This window comes from Streptomyces sp. NPDC006208 (assembly GCF_040613775.1).
GTDB lineage: Bacteria > Actinomycetota > Actinomycetes > Streptomycetales > Streptomycetaceae > Streptomyces.
The window spans coordinates 60,920-84,819 of the sequence record NZ_JBEXSW010000032.1 but is presented as its reverse complement, the minus strand read 5'-3'; the positions used below and the strand labels follow the sequence as shown (position 1 = coordinate 84,819).

Genomic DNA, 23,900 nt, shown 5'->3' with positions numbered 1-23,900 from the left:
CAGAGCCGGTCCATCAGGACCAGACCCGAGCGCGCCGGTGGGCAGAGCCGGTCCATCAGGACCAGACCCGAGCGCGCCGGTGGGCAGAGCCGGTCCATCAGGACCAGACCCGAGCGCGCCGGTGGGCAGAGCCGGTCCGTCAGGACCAGCGGCCCGTGCGCCCCATCAGCAGTGCCGTCGCGGCCGTGCCCGCCGTGGAGGTGCGCAGCACACTGGGCCCCAGTCGGCAGTGCTTGGCGCCCGCCTCCGCGAATGCGGCCAGTTCCTCGGGGGACACGCCGCCCTCCGGGCCGACGACCAGCACGATCGACCCGTCCGCCGGAAGGTCCGCGGTGGCCAGGGGCTCCGCCCCCTCCTCGTGGAGCACCGCCGCAAAGTCCGCCGCCGCCAGAAGCGCCGCCACCTGCTTGGTCGTTGCCGCGTCCGCCACCTCGGGGAAACGGACCCGGCGGGACTGCTTGCCCGCCTCCCGTGCCGTCGAGCGCCACTTGGCAAGGGCCTTCGCGCCCCGGTCGCCACGCCACTGGGTGATACAACGCGACGCCGCCCAGGGCACGATCGCGTCGACGCCCGTCTCCGTCATGGTCTCCACGGCCAGTTCGCCGCGGTCGCCCTTGGGCAGGGCCTGCACGACCGTGATGCGGGGCACGGACTCCGGCTCCTCCTTGACCGAGTCCAGTTGGACGACCAGACGGTCCTTGCCTTCCGTGTCGAGCACCACGCATTCGGCCCACCGGCCGTGTCCGTCGGTGAGAACGACATCCTCGCGGGGGCGCAGCCGCTTCACGGACACGGCGTGGCGTCCCTCGGGGCCGTCCAGCACGAAGCGGCCACCGTCGCCCGCAGTGAAATCGTCGACGACGAACACCGGCGCAGTCATCGCGCACCACCCAGCGCCGACGCGGCCCGTGCGGCATCGACTTCGGCGGCCAGGACCTCCACCAGCCGGCCGGCGGGCAGCTCGCGTGCCAGCCGGTGGCCCTGGCCCGCCCACAGCGCCATGCCCTGCGGATCGCCCGCCTTGGCAGCCGCCTTGCGCAGCCCACCGGTCAGATGGTGCACCTCGGGATAGGCGGCGGGTGCGTAGGGCCCGTGCTCGCGCATGAAACGGTTCACCAGGCCCCGCGCGGGCCGCCCGGAGAAGGCACGGGTCAGTTCGGTGCGTACGAACAAGGGGTTGGTCATGGCCTGCTTGTGCAGGGCGTTCGCGCCGGACTCGGGGCACACCAGGAACGCGGTCCCCAGCTGACCCGCGCTCGCGCCGCACGCCAGCGCGGCGGCGATCTGGGAGCCGCGCATCAGCCCGCCCGCGGCGATCACCGGCAGCGGCACGGTCTCGCGGACCAGCTCGATCAGGGTGAGCAGCCCGATCCCGGACCCGTCGGCGGCGGGGTCGTCACGGTGTGTTCCCTGGTGACCACCCGCCTCCACCCCCTGCACGCACACCGCCTGGGCGCCTGCCTGGTGCGCGGCCAGCGCCTCGTCGGGCGTGGTGACGGTGACGATCGTGAAGGTGCCCGCCTTGGCGAAGGACTTGAACACATAGGCCGGGGGGCAGCCGAAGGTGAAGGAGACGACCGGGACCGGGTCGTCGAGCAGGATGGCCAGCTTGGCCTCGTAGCCGTCGTCGCGTCCGCTGTCGGGATCGCCGAGCGGAGTCTCGTACCAGGTGGCCTCACCGGCGAGCTGCTGCATGTAGACCCCGACTGCGGCGGGGTCGGCGGTGCCGGGCTGCGGCATGAACAGATTGACGCCGAAGGGCCGGCCGGTCAGCCCGCGGAGCTGTGTGACCTCCTGGTACATGCCGTCCGCCGTCTTGTACCCGGCCGCGAGGAAGCCGAGGCCACCGGCCTCGGAGACAGCAGCGGCGAGCTGGGGGCAGGAGGCACCGCCCGCCATCGGGGCCTGCACGATCGGATACCGGCAAAGATCGCTCAGTGCGGAGGACATGAACGCATCGTGCCATGTCCCTGGCGCCCCGCCGAATCCGGTATTCCGCCGAGCCGGGGACCCCGGAGCGGCGTGGGGCGCCAGACGCCGACGCGTCCGGCGCCGCACGCCGCGGGCGGCTCGAGCCGCCCAGGGCCCGACGCCCGTCGAACGCATCCTTCAGACGCGAGAACAGCCTGCCGCCCAGGCTGACCGTGCCGGCCCGGGGACACCCCCGGACCCGGCACAACCCCGCCTAACGCCCGTTGAACGCATCCTTCAGACGCGAGAACAGTCCTTGCTGCCCGGGCTGGAACTGCCCCAACGGCCGCTCCTCGCCCCGCAGCTTCGCCAGGTCGCGCAGCAGCCGCTCCTGGTCCGGGTCCAGCTTGGTCGGGGTGGTCACCTCGACGTGCACGATCAGATCGCCGCGTCCTCCGCCGCGCAGATGCGTGATGCCGCGACCGTGCAGCGGGATCGACTGGCCGGACTGCGTACCCGGCCGGATGTCGACCTCCTCCACGCCGTCGAGCGTCTCCAGCGGGCACTTCGTGCCCAGGGCCGCCGCCGTCATCGGGATCGTCACCGTGCAGTGCAGATCGTCGCCGCGCCGCTGGAAGACCGGGTGCGGCAGTTCGTGGATCTCGACGTACAGATCACCCGCGGGGCCGCCGCCGGGGCCGACCTCGCCCTCGCCCGCGAGCTGGATACGGGTGCCGTTGTCCACACCGGCCGGGATCTTCACGGTCAGGGTGCGCCGCGAGCGGACCCGGCCGTCGCCTGCGCACTCGGGGCACGGGGTCGGCACGACGGTGCCGAAGCCCTGGCACTGCGGGCACGGCCGCGAGGTCATGACCTGGCCCAGGAAGGACCGGGTCACCTGCGAGACCTCACCGCGGCCGCGGCACATGTCACAGGTCTGCGCCGAGGTACCGGGCGCCGCGCCCTCACCGGAGCACGTCGTACAGACGACGGCCGTGTCGACCTGGATGTCCTTGGTGGTGCCGAAGGCCGCTTCGTTGAGCTCGATCTCGAGGCGGATCATGGCGTCCTGGCCGCGGCGCGTGCGTGACCGGGGGCCGCGCTGCGACGCCGTACCGAAGAACGCGTCCATGATGTCGGAGAAGTTGCCGAAGCCACCCGCTCCGAAGCCGCCCGCGCCGCCGCCGGCCTGCGACAGCGGGTCGCCGCCGAGGTCGTAGACCTGCTTCTTCTGCGGGTCCGACAGCACCTCGTAGGCCGCGTTGATCTCCTTGAAGCGCTCCTGCGTCTTCGGGTCCGGATTCACGTCCGGGTGGAGTTCGCGCGCGAGACGGCGGAAGGCCTTCTTGATCTCGTCCTGAGATGCGTCGCGGCGCACGCCGAGTACGGCGTAGTAGTCCGTGGCCACTTACGACTCCGCCAGGATCTGTCCGACGTAACGTGCCACTGCGCGTACCGCTCCCATCGTTCCGGGGTAGTCCATGCGGGTCGGTCCGACCACGCCGAGTTTGGCAACTGCCTCGTCGCCCGAACCGTAGCCGACAGCGACCACGGACGTGGAGTTGAGACCTTCGTGGGCGTTCTCATGACCGATCCGTACGGTCATGCCCATACCGCCCGACTCCTTGGCCTCGCCGAGCAGCTTGAGCAGCACCACATGCTCCTCGAGCGCCTCGAGCACCGGCCTGATGGTCAGCGGGAAATCGTGTGCGAAGCGGGTCAGATTGGCGGTTCCGCCGATCATGAGCCGCTCCTCGGTCTCCTCGACCAGGGTTTCGAGCAGCGTGGACAGCACCGCGGAGACGGTACCGCGATCCTCGCGCTCGAAGGACTCGGGCAGGTCCTGCACCAGTTGCGGCACATCCGTGAAGCGGCGTCCCACGACCCGGCTGTTGAGCCGGGCGCGCAGATCCGCGAGCGAGATGTCACCGAAGGGCGCAGGGCAGTCGATCATGCGCTGTTCGACCCGTCCGGTGTCCGTGATCAGCACGAGCATCAGACGGGCGGGCGCCAGGGAGAGGAGTTCCACATGCCGGACGGTCGACCGGGTCAGCGAGGGGTACTGGACGACGGCGACCTGCCGGGTCAGCTGCGCCAGCAGCCGTACCGTACGGCCCACGACGTCGTCGAGGTCGACCGCTCCGTCCAGGAAGTTCTGGATGGCGCGGCGCTCGGGCGACGACAGCGGCTTGACGCCGGCCAGCCTGTCGACGAAGAGCCGGTACCCCTTGTCGGTGGGGATCCGTCCCGCACTGGTGTGCGGCTGGGCGATGAAGCCCTCTTCCTCCAGCACCGCCATGTCGTTGCGGACGGTGGCCGGGGAGACGCCGAGCTTGTGCCGCTCGGTCAGGGCCTTGGAGCCGACGGGTTCCTCGGTGCCGACATAGTCCTGGACGATGGCGCGCAGGACCTCGAGTCTGCGTTCGCTGAGCATCGCGCGCACCTCCAGCTGTGGTTCCTCGGTGTTTCGCCTGGCACTCGATGAGGGTGAGTGCCAGCATTCCCCTGGCCCAGTGTACGGCTGCCGGGTATCCCCCTAGCAAGGGCGGCCGACCCGCTGTCACGAGACTGCGCTGGTGGATGCGGATAGCGTCGCCGCATGGACGTCACTTGGGAAGACTCCGGCTGGGAACGACTCGGCGACGGAATCGGCCGCCGAAGGATGCCGATCTGGGATGCCACCATCGGTTTGGTCGCCGGTGAGGACGCGATTCTCCTGTACGACACAGGCTCGACGATCCGCGAAGGGGCCGAGCTCCGCACCCAGGCGCAGGCACTCCTGGGCGGCCGCCGGGTGACGCATATCGCACTGAGCCATCCCCACTTCGACCATGTGCTGGGGACGGCCGCGTTCGCGGGAGTGGAGATCTACGGTGCGGTCGGCGTCGACGCGGTGCTGCGGCGGGACCGCGGCGAACTGCGCAGGAGCGCCGTACGGCACGGGGTGGACCCGGACGCGGCCGCGGAGGCCACCGACCTGCTGGTGGCGCCGCAGCATCTGGTGAGCGGGGAGTGGACGCTGGAGCTCGGCGGCCGCCAGGTCCTGCTGGCCAATGTGGGCCCCGGCCACACCGGTCACGATCTTGCGCTGCTGGTGCCGGGCAGCCCCGAGGTCGTCTTCTGCGGCGACCTGGTCGAGGAGTCGGGCGAACCGCAGGCGGGCCCGGACGCGATCCCGTCGCGCTGGCCCGCCGCGCTTGACCGGCTGCTGGCGCTCGGCGGCGAGGACGCGATGTACGTGCCGGGGCACGGTGCGGTGGTGGACGCGGCGTTCGTGCGCCGCCAGCGTGACGCGCTGGCGGAGCGCTTCGGTGTGCAGTAGCGCCGGCCGCACACGGGAGCCCGCTGCCCGGACCTGACGCCCCGTCGGCCGTCGGCCCCCGGCAGAATGCCCCCATGCACGCGAGGCAGTACGACCCCGACCTGACGCCGCCCTGGAAACGGTCCGGCCCCGTTCCCGAGGTTCCCGCCGAACCCGATCTGGTCGTGGAGGAGGTCACCACCGGGTTCTGCGGCGCGGTGATCCGCTGCGAGGCGGGCACGGTCACGCTGGAGGACCGCTTCGGCAAGCACCGGGTCTTCCCCCTGGAACCCCGCGGCTTCCTGCTGGAGGGCACGGTCGTCACCCTGGTCCGCCCCTCCGCGGCGGCCCCGTCCCGGCCCGCCCGTACGGCCTCCGGCTCGATCGCGGTCCCGCAGGCCCGCGCCCGCGTCGCCCGGGCCGGCCGCATCTATGTGGAGGGCCGCCACGACGCGGAACTGGTCGAGCGGGTCTGGGGCGACGACCTGCGGATCGAGGGTGTGGTCGTCGAATACCTGGAGGGCATCGACGACCTCCCGTCGATCGTCGCGGAGTTCGCCCCCGCCGCGGACGCACGCCTGGGCGTGCTGGTCGACCACCTGGTCCCCGGCTCGAAGGAGTCGCGCATCGCGGCCTCGGTGACGGATGCGCACGTGCTGGTCGTGGGCCACCCGTACATCGATGTCTGGGAGGCGGTGAAGCCCTCGTCGGTGGGCATCCGCTCCTGGCCGGCGGTCCCGCGCGGCCAGGACTGGAAGACGGGCGTGTGCCGCGCCCTGGGCTGGCCGCAGAACACGGGCGCGGCGTGGCAGCACATCCTGTCGCGCGTGCACTCCTACAAAGACCTGGAGCCGGAGCTGCTCGGCCGGGTGGAGGAACTGATCGACTTCGTGACGGCGCCCGAAGGCTCCTAGTCGCGTGGCAGGGTCCGGAACTGGGACGTGTCCAACGTGAGAACCAGCACGTCGACGGGCAGCGGGTCTCCGAATTTGGCGGTCCGCTCTACCTGGTACCGGGCCGCCTCGCCGGAGCCTGTCGGTTCGGTGAGGAGGACGCAGCGGGCGGCGAAGGGATCGACGATCAGATAGGCGTCCACCTGTCCGGCCGCGTACATCGACGGCTTGAGACGGTAGTCACGGTCGGCGCTGGTCTTGGAGACCACTTCCATGACCATCGTGATGGCGGGGGCGGGGATGAGTCGGCCGGGGCCTTCGAAAGCCCCATGCTCGTGGACCACGAGGTCGGGCTGCGGCTCGCTCGACTCGCCCGGGATGGCGATGTCCTGTGTCTGAAGCCGGTCCCAGCGAGCACGCGGAATCTGATCCTGGACGGACTGAACGATCATGTTGTGGACCCAGTCGGGCCCGGCCATCATCACGATTTCCCCCCGCAGGAGCTCCGCCTTGAGCCCTTCGGGAACGTCAAGGTTCTCGAAGAGGTCAGCAATCGATGCAACAGGCCGGTCATCCACAGCGGTCATCTCCGTGGCCCTCCTCATCCGCCGCATCCTTTGAGCAGCAGGCTAGGGACAGCCTAGGCAGGTGCACCTCAGATCCGCACGGGTTCACTCCGGAGAGTGATCAGTCCACCAGGTCCCGCACCACCGCGTCCGCCAGCAGCCGCCCCCGCAGCGTCAGCACCGCCTGCCCCTCCCCGTACGGCCCCGTCTCCAGCAGCCCGTCCCCCAGGGCGCGGTCAGCGGCCTTCCGCCCGGCCGACCGCAGCAGCGACAGCGGCACACCCTCCCGCAGCCGCAGCTCCAGCAGGATGCGCTCCACCCGGCGGTCCTCGTCCGACAGGACCTCACGCCCTGCCCCCGGCGAGCGCCCTTCCGCCAGCGCCGCCGCATAGGCGCCGGGGTGCTTCACGTTCCACCAGCGCACGCCACCCACATGGCTGTGCGCGCCGGGCCCGGCGCCCCACCAGTCCGCACCGCGCCAGTACAGCTCGTTGTGCAGGCAGCGGCCCGCGTCGGATGTGGCCCAGTTGGAGACCTCGTACCAGTCGTAGCCCGCCTGTCCCAGCACCGAGTCCGCGATGAGGTAGCGGTCCGCGTGGACGTCGTCGTCGGTCATCGGGACCTCGCCGCGCCGGATGCGGCGCGCCAGCTGTGTGCCCTCCTCGACGATCAGCGCGTACGCCGAGACATGGTCCGGCCCGGCGCCGACCGCCGCCTCCAGCGAGGCCCGCCAGTCGTCGTCGCTCTCCCCCGGGGTGCCGTAGATCAGGTCGAGGTTGACGTGGTCGAAGCCGGCCGCACGCGCCTCCGCGACACACGCCTCGGGGCGCCCGGGCGTGTGCGTACGGTCGAGAACCTTCAGTACGTGCTGCCGCGCGCTCTGCATCCCGAACGAGATCCGGTTGAAGCCCCCGGCCCGCAGCTGCGCCAGATACTCCGGAGAGACCGACTCCGGGTTCGCCTCGGTCGTGATCTCCGCGTCGTCCGCGAGCCCGAACTCCTCCCGTACGGCGTCCAGCATCCGTACGAGATCGCCGGCATCCAGCAGCGTCGGCGTACCACCGCCGACGAACACGGTCCGTACCTGCCGGGGGTCGTCGCCCAGCACCTTGCGGGCCAGCCGGATCTCGTCGGACAGGGTGTCGGCGTAGTTTTCCCGGGAGGCGAGCACGCCGCCGGAGCCGCGCAGCTCGGTGGCGGTGTAGGTGTTGAAGTCGCAGTAGCCGCAGCGCGTGGCGCAGTAGGGCACATGCAGATAGAAGGCGAGCGGCCGGTCCCCGGCGCGATCGAGGGCGGACGCGGGCAGCGCGCCGTCGACGGGCATGGGCTCGCCGTCAGGCAGTACGGAGGGCATGCCCCCCATTGTCCGTCACCGTGCCCGGTGGCCCGGTCCGGGCCACCGGGCACGGAGCAACGGGTCACCGGGCCTGGAGCACCAGCAGCGCCAGATCGTCCCTCGGCGGTGCCTCCGCGAAGGCGTACACCGCCGCCCTGATCCGTTGTGCCACACCCTGCGCGGGCAGCCCGGTGCACCCGGCGAGCACCGTGGCCAGCCCGTCCTCGTCGTCGAACATCCGCGCCCCCGAGCGCCGCTCCGTCACCCCGTCGGTCACACAGAGGAGGGTGTCACCGGGTTCCAGGTCGAAGGTCTGGCTCTCGTACGTGACATCGTCGACGACCCCGAGCAGCATCTGCGGCTCGGCCGCGGCCCGCACGGTCCCGTCGGGGCGCAGCAGCAGCGGGAGCGGATGACCGGCGCTCGCCAGCGTGCAGCGCACGCCACCCGCGGGCGAGGCGACCACCTCGCCGTACAGCAGGGACAGGAAACGGGCCTGCGGCCCCTCCGGCGCGCCCTGCCCGCCCGCCGAGGCGGCCGCCACCAGTGCGGCGGCGGACTCCGCCGCCTCCGTGGCGTCGTCGAGCAGCAGTCCGTTCAGCCGGTCGAGGACCTGGGACACCTGGTACCCCTCGCGGGCGAGCAGCCGGAGCCAGGGCCTGGCCAGCCCGGTGACGACGGCGGCCTCGGGGCCGCTGCCCTGGACGTCGCCGAGCACGAAGCACCAGCGCGCGCCGCTCCCGGCGGGAAAGATGTCGTAGAAGTCGCCGCCCACGACCCCGTCGTCGCTCGGCTCGTACACCAGGAACGAGTCGACGCCGGGGATCTGCCCCACCTTGCTGGGCAGCAGTCCGCGCTGGAGGACCTGGCTGATGGTGGCCTGCCGGGTGTACTGGCGCGCGGCGCTGATGGCCAGGGCGACCCGGCGGGCGAAGTCCTCGACGAGCGCGGCCACATCGTCGGGCACGGGGGCGAGCCCCTGGCGCGCGACGAGCAGGAGGCCCAGCGAGCGTCCGCCCGCGACGAGAGGGCACGCCAGCGCGGTGCCGTCGCCTCCGGAGCCGTCCCCGGAGCCCGGCTCCCCGTCGGAGGGCCAGGCGATCGGCACGGGCCCTCCGCGCGCATCACCGGGCAGGGGCGGTGGCTGCCGGCCCAGCATCTCCCGCAGCTCCTCGCTGCGGGACTCGTCGCTGTGCCAGACCCGGACCGTCCGCGGTGCTGTGCCTGTACCGCCCTTGCCCGCCGTGTGCTGCCCGCTCTCGCCGTCCAGCCAGATCGCGCACCAGTCGGCGAGCCGCGGCACCAGGAGCTGGCCGGCCAGGGCCACGACCATGTCCTCGTCCAGCTGTCCGGCGAGCAGATCGGAGGCTTCGGCGAGGAACGACAGGGCCCCGCGGCCGTCCCAGTCGCGTTCGTCACCCGCGGCGGACCCGGGGGGCGGGCTCCCGGTACGCCGGTGGCTGACCGGCTCGGCGACGGCGAGCGACCGGGTGTCCCAGCCGTCGACGGGCACCCGGGCCCAGACGGTCTTCTGCGCAGCGTGGTACGTGATGCCCCAGCGCTCGGCGAGTGCCCCGACGAGGTGCAGGCCACGCCCGTAGTCGGGGGTGCCCGACTGATCGGCGCTGTGCGGTTCGCTGTGCACCGCCCGGGCCGGGTGATGGTCGCAGACCTCGACCACGACGGCCGCGGGCGCCTGCGCCGTCGACTCCTCGAACCGGCAGAGCAGCTCGGCACCGGTGCCCGCGTGGACAACGGCGTTGGTGACGAGCTCGTCGACGACCAGCACCACGTCGTCGACGAACCGGTCGGTGCTGTGCCCGCCCGGCGGGCAGCCGTCACCGCCCTGACACAGCGCGCACACCCCGAGCAGGCCGAGCCCGGCCCAGTCACCGAGCACGCCGCGCGCGAACCGGCGCGCGGCGGACGGCGTGACAAGCGTGCCCGGCAGAGTGATCCGGGCGACCGGACACACGCCGACTCCCGCCGTGTACACGAGCGTGGAGCGTGTGCCGGTGTCTCGCTGCATCGGAAGGGACCCCATGTGCGGCTCCTGATCGGTGCTGGCAATGCGCCGCTTGATGACACCGACAGAGTGACAGAATGCGCCCGCACATAAGCGCCAAGTCACCGAACTGGGTGGGGTCCCGTCCCCGTCAAGGCTGATTTCCGCAGGGCGTCACGCCTCGCGCGAGCCCTCGTACATCTCCTCGATCAGGTTCTTGTACTCACGCTCGACGACCGGGCGCTTCAGCTTGAGGCTGGGCGTCAGCTCGCCGTGCTCGATGTCCAGATCGCGCGGCAGCAGCCGGAACTTCTTGATGGTCTGCCAGCGCTGCAGGCCCTCGTTGAGGCGCTTCACATAGCCCTCGATGAGCTGCTCGGTCTGCGGCGCGGCCACCACCTCGGCGTACGACTTGCCGTCCAGGCCGTTGTCCTTGGCCCAGCCGAGGATGGCCGCCTCGTCGAGGGCGATCAGCGCGGTACAGAAGTTCCGGTCCGCGCCGTGCACCAGGATGTTGGAGACGAACGGGCACACGGCCTTGAACTGGCCCTCGACCTCGGCGGGCGCGATGTACTTGCCGCCAGAGGTCTTGATCAGGTCCTTCTTGCGGTCCGTGATCCGCAGATAGCCGTCCGCGGAGAGTTCGCCGATGTCGCCGGTGTGGAACCAGCCGTCCGGCTCCAGGACCTCGGCGGTCTTCTCGGGCTGGTTGTGGTAGCCGTCCATGATGCCGGGGCCGCGCAGCAGAATCTCGCCGTCGTCCGCGATCCGCACCTCGCAGCCGGGCACCGGCTTGCCGACCGTGCCGGTGCGGTAGGCCTCGCCCGGGTTGACGAAGGAGGCGGCGCTGGACTCGGTGAGGCCGTAGCCCTCCAGGATGTGGATCCCGGCGCCGGCGAAGAAGAAGCCGATCTCGGGGGCGAGCGCCGCCGAGCCGGAGACCGCGGCGCGCAGCCGGCCGCCGAACGCCTCGCGCAGCTTGGAGTAGACGAGCGCATCGGCGATCTTGTGCTTGGTGCTCAGACCGAACGGCGCGGTGGCCGTGCCGGTGCGGCGGTAGTTGTCCTGCGTGACCTTGGCGTACTCACGGGCGACCCCGGCCGCCCACTGGAAGATCTTGTACTTGGCGCCGCCGCCGGCCCGCGCCTTGGCCGCGACTCCGTTGTAGACCTTCTCGAAGATCCGCGGGACGGCCGCCATGTAGGTCGGCTGCACGACCGGGAGGTTCTCGATGATCTTGTCGACCCGGCCGTCGACGGCGGTGACGTGGCCGACCTCGATCTGGCCGGACGTGAGCACCTTGCCGAAGACGTGCGCCAGCGGCAGCCACAGGTACTGGACGTCGTCCTTGCCGATCAGACCGGTCGCGGTCATGGCCTTGGCCATGTACGACCAGTTGTCGTGCGGCAGGCGCACGCCCTTGGGCCGGCCGGTGGTGCCGGAGGTGTAGATGAGGGTCGCCAGCTGGTCGGAGGTGATGGCGCCGACCCGCTCCTTGACGGCCTGCGGGTGCTTCTCGAGGTACTGCGCGCCGCGCGCCTCGAGCTCCGCGAGCGTGAGAACCCATCCCTCCGGGTCGGCGGCGTCCGCCTCCACCCCGGCCGGGTCGACGACCACGACGTGGTGGAGCGCGGGCAGCTCGGACCGGCGCTCACGCGCCTTGGCCAGCTGGGCGGCGTCCTCGGCGATGAGCACGCGGCTGTCGGAGTCGGAGAGGATGAACGCCGACTCCTCGGCGTTGGTCGAGGGGTAGATCGTGGTGGTGGCGCCGCCCGCGCACATCACACCGAGGTCGGCGAGGATCCACTCGACCCGGGTGGAGGAGGCGAGCGCGACCCGCTCCTCGGGCTGCACCCCGAGGTCGATCAGCCCGGCGGCAATGGAATGGACCCGCTCGGCGGCCTCGCCCCAGCTCAGGGACTTCCAGTCATCGGGACCTGACCCCGAGGCGGGTGGCACCGGATAGCGGTAGGCCTCGCTGTCCGGCGTGGCCGCCACGCGCTCGGCGAACAGGACCGCGACGGACGGCGGTCGGTTCTCGATCAGGGTCTGGGTATCGCTCACGACGTCCTCCGGGCCTGCGGCAGCACTGCACGACTGGCTGGTTCTTTAAACTGGCGAGTAACCATCGAGCCGTGCTCAGGGTAGAGCGCGTACGACCGGCGCGTAAGAGCCTGCGGGCTGCCGCTTCATAACGAACGGAGTGCAGGTCGGCTCTCCTGAGCAGTCATTCGGTGTATGCCACATGTAACGAATGGCATATCCACAGATGGCCGAGAAGCGCCCATCCGGGGACCGGACGGGCGCTTCTCGGTACGAGTGTGGCCGGCGGAAACGGCGGACGGCGCACTCCGCGCACGCCGGACGGCAACCGCCCCACGGACCGCTCGCCGCCGCCGCGCTACTTCTTGCTCTTGCCGCCCTCGTCGCTGGACAGCACCGCGATGAAGGCCTCCTGAGGCACCTCCACGCTGCCGACCATCTTCATCCGCTTCTTGCCTTCCTTCTGCTTCTCCAGCAGCTTCCGCTTACGGGAGATGTCACCGCCGTAGCACTTGGCAAGAACGTCCTTGCGGATGGCGCGGATCGTCTCCCGGGCGATGACCCTGGAGCCGATGGCGGCCTGGATCGGCACCTCGAACGCCTGCCGCGGGATCAGCTCGCGCAGCTTGGCGACGAGCCGCACGCCGTATGCGTACGCAGCGTCCTTGTGGGTGATGGCGGAGAAGGCGTCGACCTTGTCGCCGTGCAGCAGGATGTCGACCTTGACCAGACTGGACGCCTGCTCGCCGGTGGGCTCGTAGTCGAGCGAGGCGTAACCGCGCGTCTTGGACTTCAGCTGGTCGAAGAAGTCGAAGACGATCTCCGCGAGCGGCAGGGTGTAGCGGATCTCCACCCGGTCCTCGGAGAGGTAGTCCATGCCGAGCAGCGTGCCGCGGCGGGTCTGGCAGAGCTCCATGATCGAGCCGATGAACTCGCTCGGCGCCAGGATGGTGGCCCGTACGACCGGCTCGTACACCTCGGAGATCTTGCCCTCGGGGAATTCACTCGGGTTGGTGACCGTGTGCTCGACGCCGTCCTCCATGAGGACGCGGTAGACCACGTTCGGCGCGGTGGCGATCAGGTCGAGGCCGAACTCGCGCTCCAGCCGCTCCCGGATCACGTCGAGGTGCAGCAGACCGAGGAAGCCGACGCGGAAGCCGAAGCCGAGGGCCGCGGAGGTCTCCGGCTCGTAGACCAGGGCGGCGTCGTTGAGCTGGAGCTTGTCGAGCGCGTCACGCAGCTCGGGGTAGTCCGAGCCGTCCAGCGGATACAGGCCGGAGAACACCATCGGCTTGGGGTCCTTGTAGCCGCCGAGTGCCTCCGTGGCGCCCTTGTGCAAGGTGGTGATGGTGTCACCGACCTTGGACTGGCGGACGTCCTTCACACCGGTGATCAGATAGCCGACCTCACCGACGCCGAGGCCGTCGGCCGGCAGCATCTCCGGGGAGTTGGTGCCGATCTCCAGCAGCTCGTGGGTGGCGCCCGTGGACATCATCCGGATGCGCTCGCGCTTGTTGAGCTGGCCGTCGATGACTCGTACATAGGTGACGACACCGCGGTACGAGTCGTAGACCGAGTCGAAGATCATCGCGCGGGCGGGGGCGTCGGCCACACCGACCGGGGCCGGGACATCCTTGACCACGCGGTCGAGCAGTGCCTCGACGCCGACGCCGGTCTTGGCGGAGACGCGCAGCACGTCGTCCGGGTCGCAGCCGACCAGGTTCGCCAGCTCCTCGGCGAACTTCTCCGGCTGGGCGGCCGGCAGGTCGATCTTGTTGAGGACCGGGACGATCGTGAGGTCGTTCTCCATCGCCAAATAGAGGTTGGCGAGTGTCTGCGCCTCGATGCCCTGGGCGGCGTCGACGAGCAGGACGGTTCCCTCGCACGCCGCCAGGGACCGGGAGACCTCGTAGGTGAAGTCGACGTGCCCGGGGGTGTCGATCATGTTGAGGATGTGGGTCTTCCCATGGCCCTCACCCTGGGTGGGCGCCCACGGCAGTCGCACCGCCTGGGACTTGATCGTGATGCCGCGCTCGCGCTCGATGTCCATCCGGTCGAGGTACTGAGCACGCATCTGCCGCTGCTCGACCACACCGGTCAGCTGCAGCATCCGGTCGGCAAGGGTCGACTTGCCGTGGTCGATATGCGCGATGATGCAGAAATTGCGGATCAGAGCCGGGTCGGTACGGCTCGGCTCGGGCACATGAGGAGGAGTCGCGGGCACGCAGGGTCCTGATTCTTCGGCAGATGCCGGGTCGGGTGAGGCTCGGCTGGGGTCGATGTCGGATCGATACGTGGTCCATCGTCCCACGCGTACGGGACTGTGCCCGGTTTGGGCCGTCCGACCAGCGGCTGGTAGCCTGGGCAGCTGTGTCTCGTGCCCTCTCTGAGGGCGTCTCCCGTACCCGGAGGGTTGCGGGGGAGGGATACGACATCAGAGATCATCGAACCTGAGAAGGCTCTTTCGTGGCGAACATCAAGTCCCAGATCAAGCGGAACAAGACGAACGAGAAGGCGCGCCTGCGCAACAAGGCCGTCAAGTCCTCGCTCAAGACCGCGATCCGCAAGGCCCGCGAGGCCGTCGTCGCCGGCGACGTCGAGAAGGCCACCGTGGCCGTCCGTGAGGCGTCCCGCAAGCTCGACAAGGCTGTCTCGAAGGGTGTCATCCACAAGAACGCCGCCGCCAACAAGAAGTCGGCGCTGGCTGCCAAGGTTGGCTCCCTGCAGGGCTGAGCTCGTGACTGACCGCCGTTAGGGATCAAGCGGGCCCTCTCATCCGCTCCCGACCGGCACCCCTCGCGCCGCACGCGGCCTGCGTTCGCCACGCGGGTGCGGCGCACCAAGTGTGAACGAAGGCCCCGGCCGCCGTCCTTCCCCAGGACCGCGGGCCGGGGCTTTTGTCGTGCGTGGCTCCGGGGCCCGGCGCCACGGGGCGATGCCGCACTTGCGGCATGGGCACCGGCACCGCGACCAGGCGCGACCGTGCGCCTCCGACGGGCACAGGCATGCCTGAACCCGACGGGGACCGGACACGCTCACACGGAAGCCCCACGGGGCCAGGCACGCCCGTACCGAATCGCGCCGCGTCAGCGGCGGCCGGAACGGGCCGCGCGGGCGATCGCCACGACCGCCCGCTCCAGCGCGTACTCCGGGTCGTCACCGCCGCCCTTGACGCCGGCGTCCGCCTCGGCCACCGCTCGGAGCGCCGCCGCGACTCCGTCGGGGGTCCAGCCCCGCATCTGCTGGCGCACGCGGTCGATCTTCCAGGGCGGCATGCCCAGTTCACGGGCGAGATCGGCCGGCCGGCCGCCGCGGGCCGAGGACAGCTTGCCGATCGCCCTCACGCCCTGGGCCAGCGCGCTGGTGATCAGCACCGGGGCGACCCCGGTCGACAGCGACCAGCGCAGCGCCTCCAGCGCCTCGGCCGCACGGCCCTCCACCGCCCGGTCGGCCACATTGAAGCTGGAGGCCTCGGCCCGGCCGGTGTAGTACCGCCCGACGACCGCCTCGTCGATGGTGCCCTCGACATCGGCAGTCAGCTGGGAGACCGCGCTCGCGAGCTCCCGCAGATCGCTGCCGATCGAGTCGACCAGTGCCTGGCACGCTTCGGGGGTCGCGGACCTGCCGAGCGCACGGAACTCCGAGCGGACGAATGTGAGCCGTTCCGCGGGCTTGGTGGTCTTGGGGCAGGCGACCTCGCGCGCCCCGGCCTTGCGGGCCGCGTCCAGCAGGCCTTTGCCCTTCGCGCCGCCGGGGTGCAGCAGCACCAGGGTGATCTCCTCGACCGGAGCGCCGAGATATGCCTTGACGTCCTTGATCGTGTCGGCGGAGAGATCCTGCGCATTGCGCACGATCACGACCTTGCGCTCGGCGAACAGCGAAGGGCTGGTCAGCTCTGCCAGGGTGCCGGGCTGGAGCTGGTCGGCGGTGAGGTCGCGTACGTCCGTGTCGGCGTCAGCGGCCCGTGCGGCCGCCACCACCTGCTGCACGGCACGGTCGAGGAGCAGGTCCTCCTGGCCCACGGCGAGCGTGACGGGGGCGAGCGGATCGTCGGTCGAATTCTTCCTGGTGGCCATCGCCGACAAGCATCCCATGCGCCGCTGACAGCGCCGGGGGAACCGTCAGTGGGCTTCGCGCCAGCCGTCCCAGTCGGCGACGAACTCGTCCAGCGCCGCCGCGTCCAGCGTGCTGTCCGGGTCCTCGACGACCACCAGCCACTGGACGTCCTCGGCGTCGTCCTCACCGGCCAGGGCGTCCCGTACCAACTGGGGCTCGTCATTCACGCCGAACCGGTCGCCGATGGCCTCGGCGACCTCCTCAGCGGCGTCGCGGTCGGGCAGCACCAGCACATGTCTCACATCGTCCACCGCAGTATTGTGCCGCCTCCGGCGGGCTCCGTTTCCCCTTGCGCCGCTGCTCAGTCGCGGGACGGCCGGACCTCGAGGACCCGGTCCAGGCTCAGCCCGAAGTGGTGCCGGTACGCGGCCAGCACGTCGGCGTCGTCCGCGAACGTACGCTCCTCCCGCTCACCGTCCACAGTGGTGACCAGCTTGCGGCCGGAGAGGGTGACACGGCCGTCCTCGGTGAGCCGGGAGCACACGAGGGACTGCGTGAAGTGGGAGGCGGGCGAGGTGCGGTGGTACCAGGCACCGGCCTCGAAGTCGGCCAGCTCGCGCGGGCGCGGATCGAGCCGGAACTGCGGTTTACCGTCCCGCAGTACGTCCAGGTCCCCGTCGGGCGCCTGTGCGATCCGGAACGTCCCCGCCGGATCGTGCTGTTCGCCCCGCTCCTCGAGTGCGAGCGGGTGGTGGCTGTGGTCGCCGAATCCGACATCGGCCAGCCAGGGACCGGTGCCGTCGGCGGTCTCGACGCGGAGGGTCATGTGGTCGTACGGGATTCCCAGCCGCCCGCCCGGTCCGAAGACTCGGGCCTGAAGCAGCGTCACCCGGAACCCGAGGCCGCGCAGCAACGCGGCGAACGCTCCGTTGAGTTCGTAGCAGAACCCTCCGCGTCGGGCCCGGACGACCTTGTCGAGCAGAGGCTTCTCATCGAGGACGAGGTTCTCACCGAGGTGGATCGAGAGGTTCTCGAACGGCACGGTGAGCAGATGCCGCAGTTGCAGCTCGCGCAGGGCCGCAGCGTCCGTCCGCTCGGGCCGGGCGGCTCCGATACGGCGGAGATAGGCGTCGACGGTCTCCGCCGACGGCACGGACGGCCGTTGCTCCCGCTCATGTGCCTGTGGGGACGGTGTTTCCATGGGGTCCATCCTCGTCGGCGGTCCGTTGCCGCGCCATGCGCTCATGGGCCGAGACACCGCGCACCCTGGTCCTAGGCCGATCGACGGAGGACCGCCCGCCCGTGGTCGGACGCGCCGGACGGGGCCCGCTGCCTAGCGTGCGGGTATGACGACTCGGGAGCCGGCACGCAGCCGGGACCAGCGCAAGCAGGACACCCTCGCCCGGCTGGCGGAGGACCATGACGCCTGGGTGGCCACGGCGTCGCCGGACGGCGAACCGACTCTCATGCCTCTGTCGTTCCTGTGGGACCGCGGCACCCTGGTGATGTGCACCCGCCGCACCAACCCGACCGCGCGGAACATCACGCCCCGGGGCAAGGTCGCGCTCACCGTGGGCCCCACCCGCGATGTGGTGCACATCGAAGGACACGCCGAGATCGTCGAGACCTCCGAACTGGAGCAGGAGTCCGCCGACGCCTTCGCGACGAAGCTGAACTGGGACCCGAGGGACGGGCAGACGTGGGTCTTCTTCCGGATCACCCCTCATGTGGTGAAGGCCTGGCGCGAGGTGAACGAACAGGAGAACCGGCTTCTCATGCGCGACGGTCGCTGGCTGGACTGACCTCCGTCCCGGGCTCCGGCGCGGCCGGCGGAGAGTCGGCCGCCGTCGCGCCGCCCGCGGGGCTGTGTGCCGGTGCGCCCGGGAGCGTACGGATGCGCGGCACGGGCGAGGGCAGCAGCCAGACGACCGAGAGCACGGCTCCGGCCGTGGCTATCCAGAGGGTCGGGCGCAGTCCGATCGCGGTGCCGAGGGCGCCCGCGGTCATTGCTCCGAGCGGGCGGAAGCCGTGGTTCAGCGTGCGGCAGGCGCCCAGGACCCGTGAGCGTATGGCCTCCGGGATCATTGCCAGCTGGAGTGAGGAGGCCGCGATGTCGGTCAGCATCACGCCTGCGCAGGAGAGGAACTCGCCCGCGACCAGCATGCCGACGACCAGCGGCCGCGGCCCCTGGGCCATGGGTATCAGCAGCAGCGGCAGGGTGAATCCGGCGAAGCCGACCACAATGGACGGGCCGATCCCGAACCGGCCGACAACCCTGGTGGTGCATACGGCGCCGAGCAGTCCGCCGACGGCTCCGGCTCCGAGTACGGCCCCCAGAACGCCCGGGCTCAGGCCCAGTTCGGTTGTGGCGTACAGGACGAAGAGCGTGTGGAACATGAAGTTGAAGAACTGGACGGTACCGGCAGCCGCGGTCACGGCGCGCATGGATCGGTCCTTGAGCATCCAGCGCATGCCCTCGGTGAACTGGCCCTTGCCGGGTGGGGCGGGCGCCGGTTCCTCGGGCCGGATGCGTGCGAGGCAGCCCGCCGAGGCCAGGTACGTGAGCCCGTCGACGAGCAGCGCGACCGGTGCCGTGAGCGTCTGCACGAGCAGTCCCCCGATGCTCGGTCCGGTCAGCCAGGACAGTGAACGGCTGCCGTTGAGCAGGGAGTTGCCCTGCACGAAGCGCTCGGCGGGGAGCAGGGCCACGAACAGGGTGGCGTGGCAGACTTCGAAAAGGACCGTCAGCGCGCCGACGCCGAAGGCGACGACATAGAGCTGGACGAGGCTGAGCGCATCCAGGGCGTAGGCGACGGGGAGCGAGACCAGGAGCGCGGCCCGGGCCAGATCGGTGGCGATCATGATGCGCCGGCGGTCCGGCCGGCGGTCGGCCCAGCTGCCCGCGGGGATGTTCAGCAGCAGGGCAGGCAGCAGTTCGGCGGTCTTGAGCCAGCCCATCTCGGCGGCACCGGCACCGAGGACCAGCACGGCGGCGAGCGGAACGGCGATCAGCGAGATCTGGTCGCCGATCAGCGAAGCGGTCTGACCGGCCCAGAAGCGGCGAAAGGCGGTCTCGCGCAGCAGGAGCGGGACACGTGCCGACAGCCCGGCCTTCATGAGCGCTCCGTGGATTCGCGCCGGACGAAGGCGATCCTCAGGAACTCGACGGGCCGGGACTCCTCAGGGCGGAGCGAGGCATCGTTGTTCCGGTCCTCGTAAGGGGCGAGCACGGCGTTCATCTCATGGCGCACGCGCACCAGTTCCTCGGGGGTGAGGTAGAGCATGGTGTCGCCGAAGGACTCGGCCTCCTGCCATTGCTCGGAAAGGAGATGGCGGCTCTCTATGGCCTTGGTCATGCGTTCGAAGTACCGCTCCGCGACCGCGGTGCCGAGCGCGGTGGCCGCCTCCGTGACGGCCGGGTCGTCGGAGTGGTCGGGCCACTCGGTGTAGGTGGCCGTCGCCCGCCACGGCTTCTCCCTGCCCTGACCGCCCCCGGCCTCCTCGACGAGTCCGTACTTGGCCAGCATGCGCAGGTGGTACGAGCAGCTGGCCACGGACTCGCCGGTCAGCTCCGCCGCCGTGGTGGCCGTGAACGGCCCCTGGTGGCGCAGCAGTCCGACCAGCCGCATCCGGGTCGGATGGGCGTAGGCGCGTAGGGCGCGGGGGTCGGTGAGGGTGATGGTGCGGCGAGATGGCTCCATGGGCACTCCAGCGTCCGGCATGCTTGTAAAGCTATCTTTAGAAAGCTTCCTTTACAAGGATTTCCCTTGCAGGGCCTGGTCCCTCCTGGGCCGTGCTCACCCGGCCCCGCCGCCGCGCGTCACAGCACGCAGCTCCCCTCCCGCTCCCGTCACGGCGATCGCCCCGTCCCGGTCTGTCCGCAGCAGCCGCGCCCCTTGGTCCCGCAGCGCGCCGAGGGTGCGCGGCGCGGGGTGGCCGTACGGGTTGTCCCGGCCGCAGGAGATCAGCGCAAGGCGCGGCCCGGCCCCGGCCAGCAGCCGCGGATGCTGGTACGCCGAGCCGTGGTGGGCACCTTGAGCACGTCCACCGACGGGAGCGCCGGGTGCGCCCCTATCAGTGCCCGCTGGGCGGGCGGCTCCAGATCCCCGAGGAGCAGCAGTGTCAGGCCGCCGGCTGCACGGACGTGCAACGCCACGCTTGCGTCGTTCGGCCCTTCGAATGCCGTGCCCCTTCGCGCGCCCGGGACCCGGTCCGGCCACAGCACCTGCCAGGACAGCGGCCCGGCCCGCCGGCGCTCACCCGGCCACGCGGGAATCACGGGCACCCCGGCAGTCCGCGCCGCACGCCGCACGAACGCCGCCTGTTCACGCGGCTCTTCGAGCGTCGTCGTCTGGATCGCGCCGACGGCCCGGCCCCGCAGCACGCCCGCAAGTCCCGCGACATGGTCGGCGTGGAAATGCGTCACCAGCAGCAACGGGATCGATCTGACGCCCAGTTCGCGCAGGCACCGGTCCGCGAGCGCGGGGTCGGGCCCCGCGTCCACGACCACCGCCGCGCCCTCACCGGCCGCGAGCACCAGGGCGTCGCCCTGCCCGACGTCGCACATCACGAACGCCCAGCCGGGCGGCGGCCAGCCGCTGATGACCCGGGTGAACGGGGCCGGTCGCAGCACGGTGAGCACCAGCAGGAGCACACACACCACGGCAGCCCACGGGTGCCGCCACAGCCGGCGCACCACGAGCACGGCCACCGCGGTGGCGGCGGCGAGCAGCAGCCCTCCGAGCAGGCCCCCGGGCCAGTGCGCCTGCGCCCCGGGAAGCTCCGCTCCCGCACGTGCGACGGTGGCGATCCACCCCACGGGCCAGGCGGCAAGGCGTGCCATCAGCTCGGCCGCCGGTATCGCCACGGGTGCCGCGGCGAGGGCGGCGAAGCCGAGAACGGTGGCGGGAGCCACCGCCAGTTCGGCGGCCAGATTGCACGGGATCGCCACAAGGCTGACCCGCGACGCGAACACCGCCACCACCGGGGCGCACACCGCCTGGGCCGCCGCGGCGGCCGCCAGCGCCTCGGCAAGCCGGGCCGGCACTTGCCGCCTTTGCAGCGCCGCGCTCCAGACCGGGCCGATCGTGAGCAGGGCGCAGGTGGCCAGCACGGAGAGCAGAAAGCCGTAGCTGCGCGCCAGCCAAGGGTCGTACAGAACCAGCAGCAGCACGGCCGCCGCCAGCGCCGGAATGAGCGACCTGCGCCGCCCGGTGCCGATGGCGAGCAGGGTGATCAGCCCGCACACGGCCGCCCGCAGCACGCTCGGCTCCGGACGGCACACGATGACGAACCCGAGTGTGAGAAGGCCGCCGAACAGCGCGGTCCCGCGCAGCGTGATGCCCGCCCGAGGCGCAAGTCCGCCCCGTTCGGCCAGCAGCGCCGTACCGGGAGGACCGATCAGCAGGACGAGGACAATGGTGAGATTGCTGCCCGAGACGGCGAGCAGATGGGTCAGGTCGGTCGCCTCGAACGCTTCGTGCAGGTCGGGAGGCACACGTGAGGTGTCCCCCACGACCAGTCCCGGCAGCAGGGCCCGTGCGTCCGGGGCCAGCTCGTCCGTCGCCTCGCGCAGCCCGGCGCGCAGGCTGCCCGCCATGCGCTGGAGGCCGGTCGGCGGCCCGGTGATCCGCGGTGGGCCGTCCCCCGTGGTCCTGATGACGGCGGCGAATCTGTCGTCCGGCCGTAGCGGCGGCGCGAGGCGGCCTGCCACCCGCAACCGGGTGGACGGCAGCAGCCGCTGCCACCGCCCGGCCGCGGCGCCGGGCCTCACGGTCACCAGGACGGGCGTGCGCGTCGTGGTCACCACATCGCCGGACCTGGACACCCGGGTCACCTCGGCGTCCAGCACGATGACCCCCGCCGCCGTCCGGTCCCCGACGACCTTGGGACGGATCGGCCTCGGGTCCGTCGAGACGGTCAGCTCCAGGGTCACGTACGCATGGCGGCCGGCCAGTTCGGGGAGCGGTCCACGCCGCAGGTCCGCGCTGTGCAGCCCGGCTGAGGCGCCCCCGGCGGCGGCGCACAGCAACACTGCGGCAGCGGAGGTCGCATTGAGCCCCCGACGCCTCCGGCGGGTCCGCCCGGACGCATCGGCAACCCCTGCGCCGGCCGGACCGGCGCCGTCGGCCCGCCCGACCCGGCGGGCCCTGCCGGGTGCGGCGAAGGGCCGTAACTCCACGCTCCGCGTGCTGCCGGAGAGTGGCGTGGCCCACCCCGTGCTCGGGCCTCCCCGGCCTTCGCCATGGGCCCCACGCGGCTCGTCCGGGACAGCACCCGTCCGCATCACCCACACGCGGCGTGCAGCCAGTGCCGACGGCAGCAGGCCCGCCAGCACGAGGCACCCCGTCACCCCCGCCAGCGTCCACCACCCGGGCACCCCCACAGCGAGCGCCGCGGCGGCCCAGGCTGCCAACGCCGGTGGGACGAGGCGCAGATCGGTGGGGCCGCCCTGGCGGGGGTCGGACGCGCCCAGCCGGTGCCCGGACCGCTCGTGAACCGCCGCGCGCGTCATGGCCGCACCAGGCTCTCTAGGTCCGCGAAGCGCCGGTCGCCGATCCCGTTCACATCACGCAGCTCGTCGACCGACCGGAAGCCCCCGTGCTGCGTGCGGTGGTCGACGATGTGCTGGGCCAGCACGGGCCCGACCCCGGGAAGCGTCTCCAGCTGCTCGACCGTGGCCGAGTTGAGGCTCACCGGCCCCGCCGCGGGCCCGCCCGCTCCGCCCGGGCCCGTCCCGACCGGCCCGGGCGGAGCGGGAACGCCCACCACGACCTGCTCCCCGTCCATCAGCACACGCGCCCGGTTGAGCCCTGTGAGGTCCGTGCCGGCCCTGACGCCTCCCGCGGCAGCCAGGGCATCGGCCACCCTCGAGCCGGCCGGCAGCCGGAGCACCCCCGGCCGGAGCACCTTGCCGCTCACATCGACGACGATCCGGGCCCCCCGCTCCCCCTCGTCCGCCGGCAGGCCGGGCGAGTGTGCCGGAACGCCCGCAGGCGGTCCGGGCCGCGCGGCAGCACCCTGGCGAACCAGTTCAGGAGGCCGTACGGTCTGCGGACGGCCCGCCCAGAAATGCACCGCCGCGAACACCGCGGCGGCGACGAGGACCACGGCGAGTGCGGCGAGCGTCCTCGGCTCCAGTCCGCACCTGAGCTGCACCCACACAGGAAGCCGCTCCCGCAGGGCGAGCCACATCGGATACCGGTCCCCGCCCCGGACCTCATCGCCGGGCACGGCCCGGTCCCTCACCGCGCCCGCCGCGCCGGCGGCGCCTCCCCCGTCGCGCGGTCGGTCCGGCACAGCAGTCGTCTCCGGCCTGTCGAGCAGTGCCACCCGCACGCGGTGCGACGAGCCGGCCCGGCCGGGCCCCGTCCCGGCTCCCCCTCGTCGTCCCGAGGAGCCGTCCGCGACAGCTCCGGGCACCCGGGCGCCCGCGTACTCCACGACTCCCCCGCGCCCGCGCGCCGCTCCCATGAACAGCGCATCCGCACGTCGGCGCAGGGCGGTGGCCGACGCGGCCGAGGCGTGTCTGCCACGACGGCGGCCGAGGCGTCGGCCGTGACGTACGCGGCTGTCCGAGGGCCGGGCACGGCCCGGTCCACTGGTTGCGGAAGGTGATCGAAGAGCCATGTCACAGGACGGTAGGCACACTCGTCCGAACCCGCTGAGCACGCCTGATTCCTGTGGACAACTGACCCGTTGTGGACAACTTGGCCACTCGTGCGGGTGAGCTGACACGACAGCGCTCAGCCCGCCGCGCCCACCGCCGCCCCCGTCAACTCACCGTGCC

Annotated in this window: 19 protein-coding genes and 1 pseudogene; 4 read left to right on the top strand and 16 right to left on the bottom strand. The window is 71.6% G+C overall.

Features of this window, described 5'->3' with window-relative positions:
• Positions 1-139: 139 nt before the first annotated feature.
• The 4 genes from ABZ208_RS25065 to hrcA form a co-directional block, all read right to left on the bottom strand.
• Positions 140-880, bottom strand: a complete 741-nt coding sequence (locus tag ABZ208_RS25065) for a 16S rRNA (uracil(1498)-N(3))-methyltransferase (RefSeq protein WP_356911707.1) — start codon at positions 878-880, stop codon at positions 140-142.
• Complete coding sequence (locus ABZ208_RS25060; RefSeq protein WP_356911706.1) at positions 877-1,950, bottom strand: nitronate monooxygenase; 1,074 nt, start codon at positions 1,948-1,950, stop codon at positions 877-879. The genes ABZ208_RS25065 and ABZ208_RS25060 overlap by 4 nt, the downstream gene beginning before the upstream one ends.
• A 235-nt stretch (positions 1,951-2,185) precedes the next feature.
• Positions 2,186-3,319 carry a molecular chaperone DnaJ gene (gene dnaJ / locus ABZ208_RS25055; protein ID WP_356911705.1) on the bottom strand — a complete coding sequence of 378 codons (1,134 nt, stop codon included), beginning with the start codon at positions 3,317-3,319 and terminating at the stop codon, positions 2,186-2,188.
• A complete protein-coding gene (hrcA, locus tag ABZ208_RS25050) occupies positions 3,320-4,345 on the bottom strand; it encodes a heat-inducible transcriptional repressor HrcA (RefSeq protein ID WP_328400719.1) in 1,026 nt (341 codons plus the stop codon). It abuts the gene before it with no gap.
• A 165-nt stretch (positions 4,346-4,510) separates the two neighbouring features.
• On the opposite strand from hrcA, the gene ABZ208_RS25045 reads away from it, so the two are divergent.
• Both ABZ208_RS25045 and ABZ208_RS25040 read left to right on the top strand, forming a co-directional pair.
• Positions 4,511-5,233, top strand: a complete 723-nt coding sequence (locus tag ABZ208_RS25045; protein WP_356911704.1) for an MBL fold metallo-hydrolase — start codon at positions 4,511-4,513, stop codon at positions 5,231-5,233.
• A 74-nt stretch (positions 5,234-5,307) separates the two neighbouring features.
• Positions 5,308-6,126 (top strand): DUF3097 domain-containing protein, encoded by an 819-nt coding sequence (locus ABZ208_RS25040; protein WP_356911703.1) that lies wholly within the window; start codon positions 5,308-5,310, stop codon positions 6,124-6,126.
• On the opposite strand, the gene ABZ208_RS25035 is transcribed toward ABZ208_RS25040, so the two are convergent.
• From ABZ208_RS25035 to lepA, 5 genes are all read right to left on the bottom strand, one after another.
• A complete protein-coding gene (locus ABZ208_RS25035) occupies positions 6,123-6,692 on the bottom strand; it encodes a Uma2 family endonuclease (protein WP_356911702.1) in 570 nt (189 codons plus the stop codon). The genes ABZ208_RS25040 and ABZ208_RS25035 overlap by 4 nt on opposite strands.
• Positions 6,693-6,792: 100 nt before the next feature.
• Positions 6,793-8,025, bottom strand: a complete 1,233-nt coding sequence (gene hemW, locus ABZ208_RS25030) for a radical SAM family heme chaperone HemW (RefSeq protein ID WP_356911701.1) — start codon at positions 8,023-8,025, stop codon at positions 6,793-6,795.
• Positions 8,026-8,089: 64 nt separating this feature from the next.
• Complete coding sequence (locus ABZ208_RS25025) at positions 8,090-10,036, bottom strand: SpoIIE family protein phosphatase (RefSeq protein ID WP_356911725.1); 1,947 nt, start codon at positions 10,034-10,036, stop codon at positions 8,090-8,092.
• A gap of 150 nt (positions 10,037-10,186) precedes the next feature.
• Entirely contained in the window at positions 10,187-12,076 is a 1,890-nt protein-coding gene (locus ABZ208_RS25020; RefSeq protein ID WP_356911700.1) for an AMP-dependent synthetase/ligase, read from the bottom strand.
• A 337-nt stretch (positions 12,077-12,413) separates the two neighbouring features.
• Positions 12,414-14,279, bottom strand: coding sequence for a translation elongation factor 4 (lepA, locus tag ABZ208_RS25015; RefSeq protein ID WP_356911699.1), 1,866 nt, complete (start codon positions 14,277-14,279; stop codon positions 12,414-12,416).
• A 242-nt stretch (positions 14,280-14,521) separates the two neighbouring features.
• Here lepA and rpsT point away from each other — a divergent pair, with 242 nt between their 5' ends.
• Positions 14,522-14,788 carry a 30S ribosomal protein S20 gene (gene rpsT / locus ABZ208_RS25010; RefSeq protein WP_328400704.1) on the top strand — a complete coding sequence of 89 codons (267 nt, stop codon included), beginning with the start codon at positions 14,522-14,524 and terminating at the stop codon, positions 14,786-14,788.
• 353 nt (positions 14,789-15,141) lie between these two features.
• On the opposite strand, the gene holA is transcribed toward rpsT, so the two are convergent.
• From holA to ABZ208_RS24995, 3 genes are read right to left on the bottom strand one after another with little or no spacing between them, the layout of a single operon-like run.
• Complete coding sequence (gene holA / locus ABZ208_RS25005) at positions 15,142-16,131, bottom strand: DNA polymerase III subunit delta (protein WP_356911698.1); 990 nt, start codon at positions 16,129-16,131, stop codon at positions 15,142-15,144.
• 45 nt (positions 16,132-16,176) lie between these two features.
• The gene (locus ABZ208_RS25000; protein WP_356911697.1) at positions 16,177-16,422 is read right to left on the bottom strand and encodes a hypothetical protein; all 246 of its coding nucleotides are present in this window, start codon (positions 16,420-16,422) and stop codon (positions 16,177-16,179) included.
• A gap of 50 nt (positions 16,423-16,472) precedes the next feature.
• Positions 16,473-17,312: an arylamine N-acetyltransferase gene (locus ABZ208_RS24995; protein WP_356911696.1), complete on the bottom strand. Its 840-nt coding sequence runs from the start codon at positions 17,310-17,312 to the stop codon at positions 16,473-16,475.
• Between the two features lie 145 nt (positions 17,313-17,457).
• Between ABZ208_RS24995 and ABZ208_RS24990 the strand changes: the two genes are divergently transcribed.
• Positions 17,458-17,913: a pyridoxamine 5'-phosphate oxidase family protein gene (locus ABZ208_RS24990; RefSeq protein ID WP_356911695.1), complete on the top strand. Its 456-nt coding sequence runs from the start codon at positions 17,458-17,460 to the stop codon at positions 17,911-17,913.
• Here the strand turns inward: ABZ208_RS24990 and ABZ208_RS24985 are convergent.
• The 4 genes and pseudogenes from ABZ208_RS24985 to ABZ208_RS24970 form a co-directional block, all read right to left on the bottom strand.
• On the bottom strand, positions 17,885-19,228 hold the full coding sequence (locus ABZ208_RS24985; RefSeq protein ID WP_356911694.1) for an MFS transporter: 1,344 nt from the start codon (positions 19,226-19,228) through the stop codon (positions 17,885-17,887). The genes ABZ208_RS24990 and ABZ208_RS24985 overlap by 29 nt on opposite strands.
• Positions 19,225-19,833 (bottom strand): helix-turn-helix domain-containing protein, encoded by a 609-nt coding sequence (locus ABZ208_RS24980; protein ID WP_356911693.1) that lies wholly within the window; start codon positions 19,831-19,833, stop codon positions 19,225-19,227. The genes ABZ208_RS24985 and ABZ208_RS24980 overlap by 4 nt, the downstream gene beginning before the upstream one ends.
• Before the next feature lie 75 nt (positions 19,834-19,908).
• A pseudogene (locus ABZ208_RS24975) lies at positions 19,909-22,625 on the bottom strand (ComEC/Rec2 family competence protein).
• Positions 22,622-23,740 carry a ComEA family DNA-binding protein gene (locus ABZ208_RS24970; RefSeq protein WP_356911692.1) on the bottom strand — a complete coding sequence of 373 codons (1,119 nt, stop codon included), beginning with the start codon at positions 23,738-23,740 and terminating at the stop codon, positions 22,622-22,624. The pseudogene ABZ208_RS24975 and the gene ABZ208_RS24970 overlap by 4 nt, the downstream one beginning before the upstream one ends.
• Positions 23,741-23,900 lie beyond the last annotated feature (160 nt).

What these genes read in the sequence shown, in the direction of transcription:
- ABZ208_RS25065 (WP_356911707.1), bottom strand. Translation starts at nt 880, where the DNA reads ATGACTGCGCCGGTGTTCGTCGTCGACGATTTCACTGCGGGCGACGGT.
- ABZ208_RS25060 (WP_356911706.1), bottom strand. Translation starts at nt 1,950, where the DNA reads ATGTCCTCCGCACTGAGCGATCTTTGCCGGTATCCGATCGTGCAGGCC.
- hrcA (WP_328400719.1), bottom strand. Translation starts at nt 4,345, where the DNA reads ATGCTCAGCGAACGCAGACTCGAGGTCCTGCGCGCCATCGTCCAGGAC.
- ABZ208_RS25045 (WP_356911704.1), top strand. Translation starts at nt 4,511, where the DNA reads ATGGACGTCACTTGGGAAGACTCCGGCTGGGAACGACTCGGCGACGGA.
- ABZ208_RS25040 (WP_356911703.1), top strand. Translation starts at nt 5,308, where the DNA reads ATGCACGCGAGGCAGTACGACCCCGACCTGACGCCGCCCTGGAAACGG.
- ABZ208_RS25035 (WP_356911702.1), bottom strand. Translation starts at nt 6,692, where the DNA reads ATGACCGCTGTGGATGACCGGCCTGTTGCATCGATTGCTGACCTCTTC.
- hemW (WP_356911701.1), bottom strand. Translation starts at nt 8,025, where the DNA reads ATGCCCTCCGTACTGCCTGACGGCGAGCCCATGCCCGTCGACGGCGCG.
- ABZ208_RS25025 (WP_356911725.1), bottom strand. Translation starts at nt 10,036, where the DNA reads ATGCAGCGAGACACCGGCACACGCTCCACGCTCGTGTACACGGCGGGA.
- holA (WP_356911698.1), bottom strand. Translation starts at nt 16,131, where the DNA reads ATGGCCACCAGGAAGAATTCGACCGACGATCCGCTCGCCCCCGTCACG.
- ABZ208_RS24995 (WP_356911696.1), bottom strand. Translation starts at nt 17,312, where the DNA reads ATGGAAACACCGTCCCCACAGGCACATGAGCGGGAGCAACGGCCGTCC.
- ABZ208_RS24990 (WP_356911695.1), top strand. Translation starts at nt 17,458, where the DNA reads ATGACGACTCGGGAGCCGGCACGCAGCCGGGACCAGCGCAAGCAGGAC.
- ABZ208_RS24985 (WP_356911694.1), bottom strand. Translation starts at nt 19,228, where the DNA reads ATGAAGGCCGGGCTGTCGGCACGTGTCCCGCTCCTGCTGCGCGAGACC.
- ABZ208_RS24980 (WP_356911693.1), bottom strand. Translation starts at nt 19,833, where the DNA reads ATGCCGGACGCTGGAGTGCCCATGGAGCCATCTCGCCGCACCATCACC.
- ABZ208_RS24970 (WP_356911692.1), bottom strand. Translation starts at nt 23,740, where the DNA reads ATGGCTCTTCGATCACCTTCCGCAACCAGTGGACCGGGCCGTGCCCGG.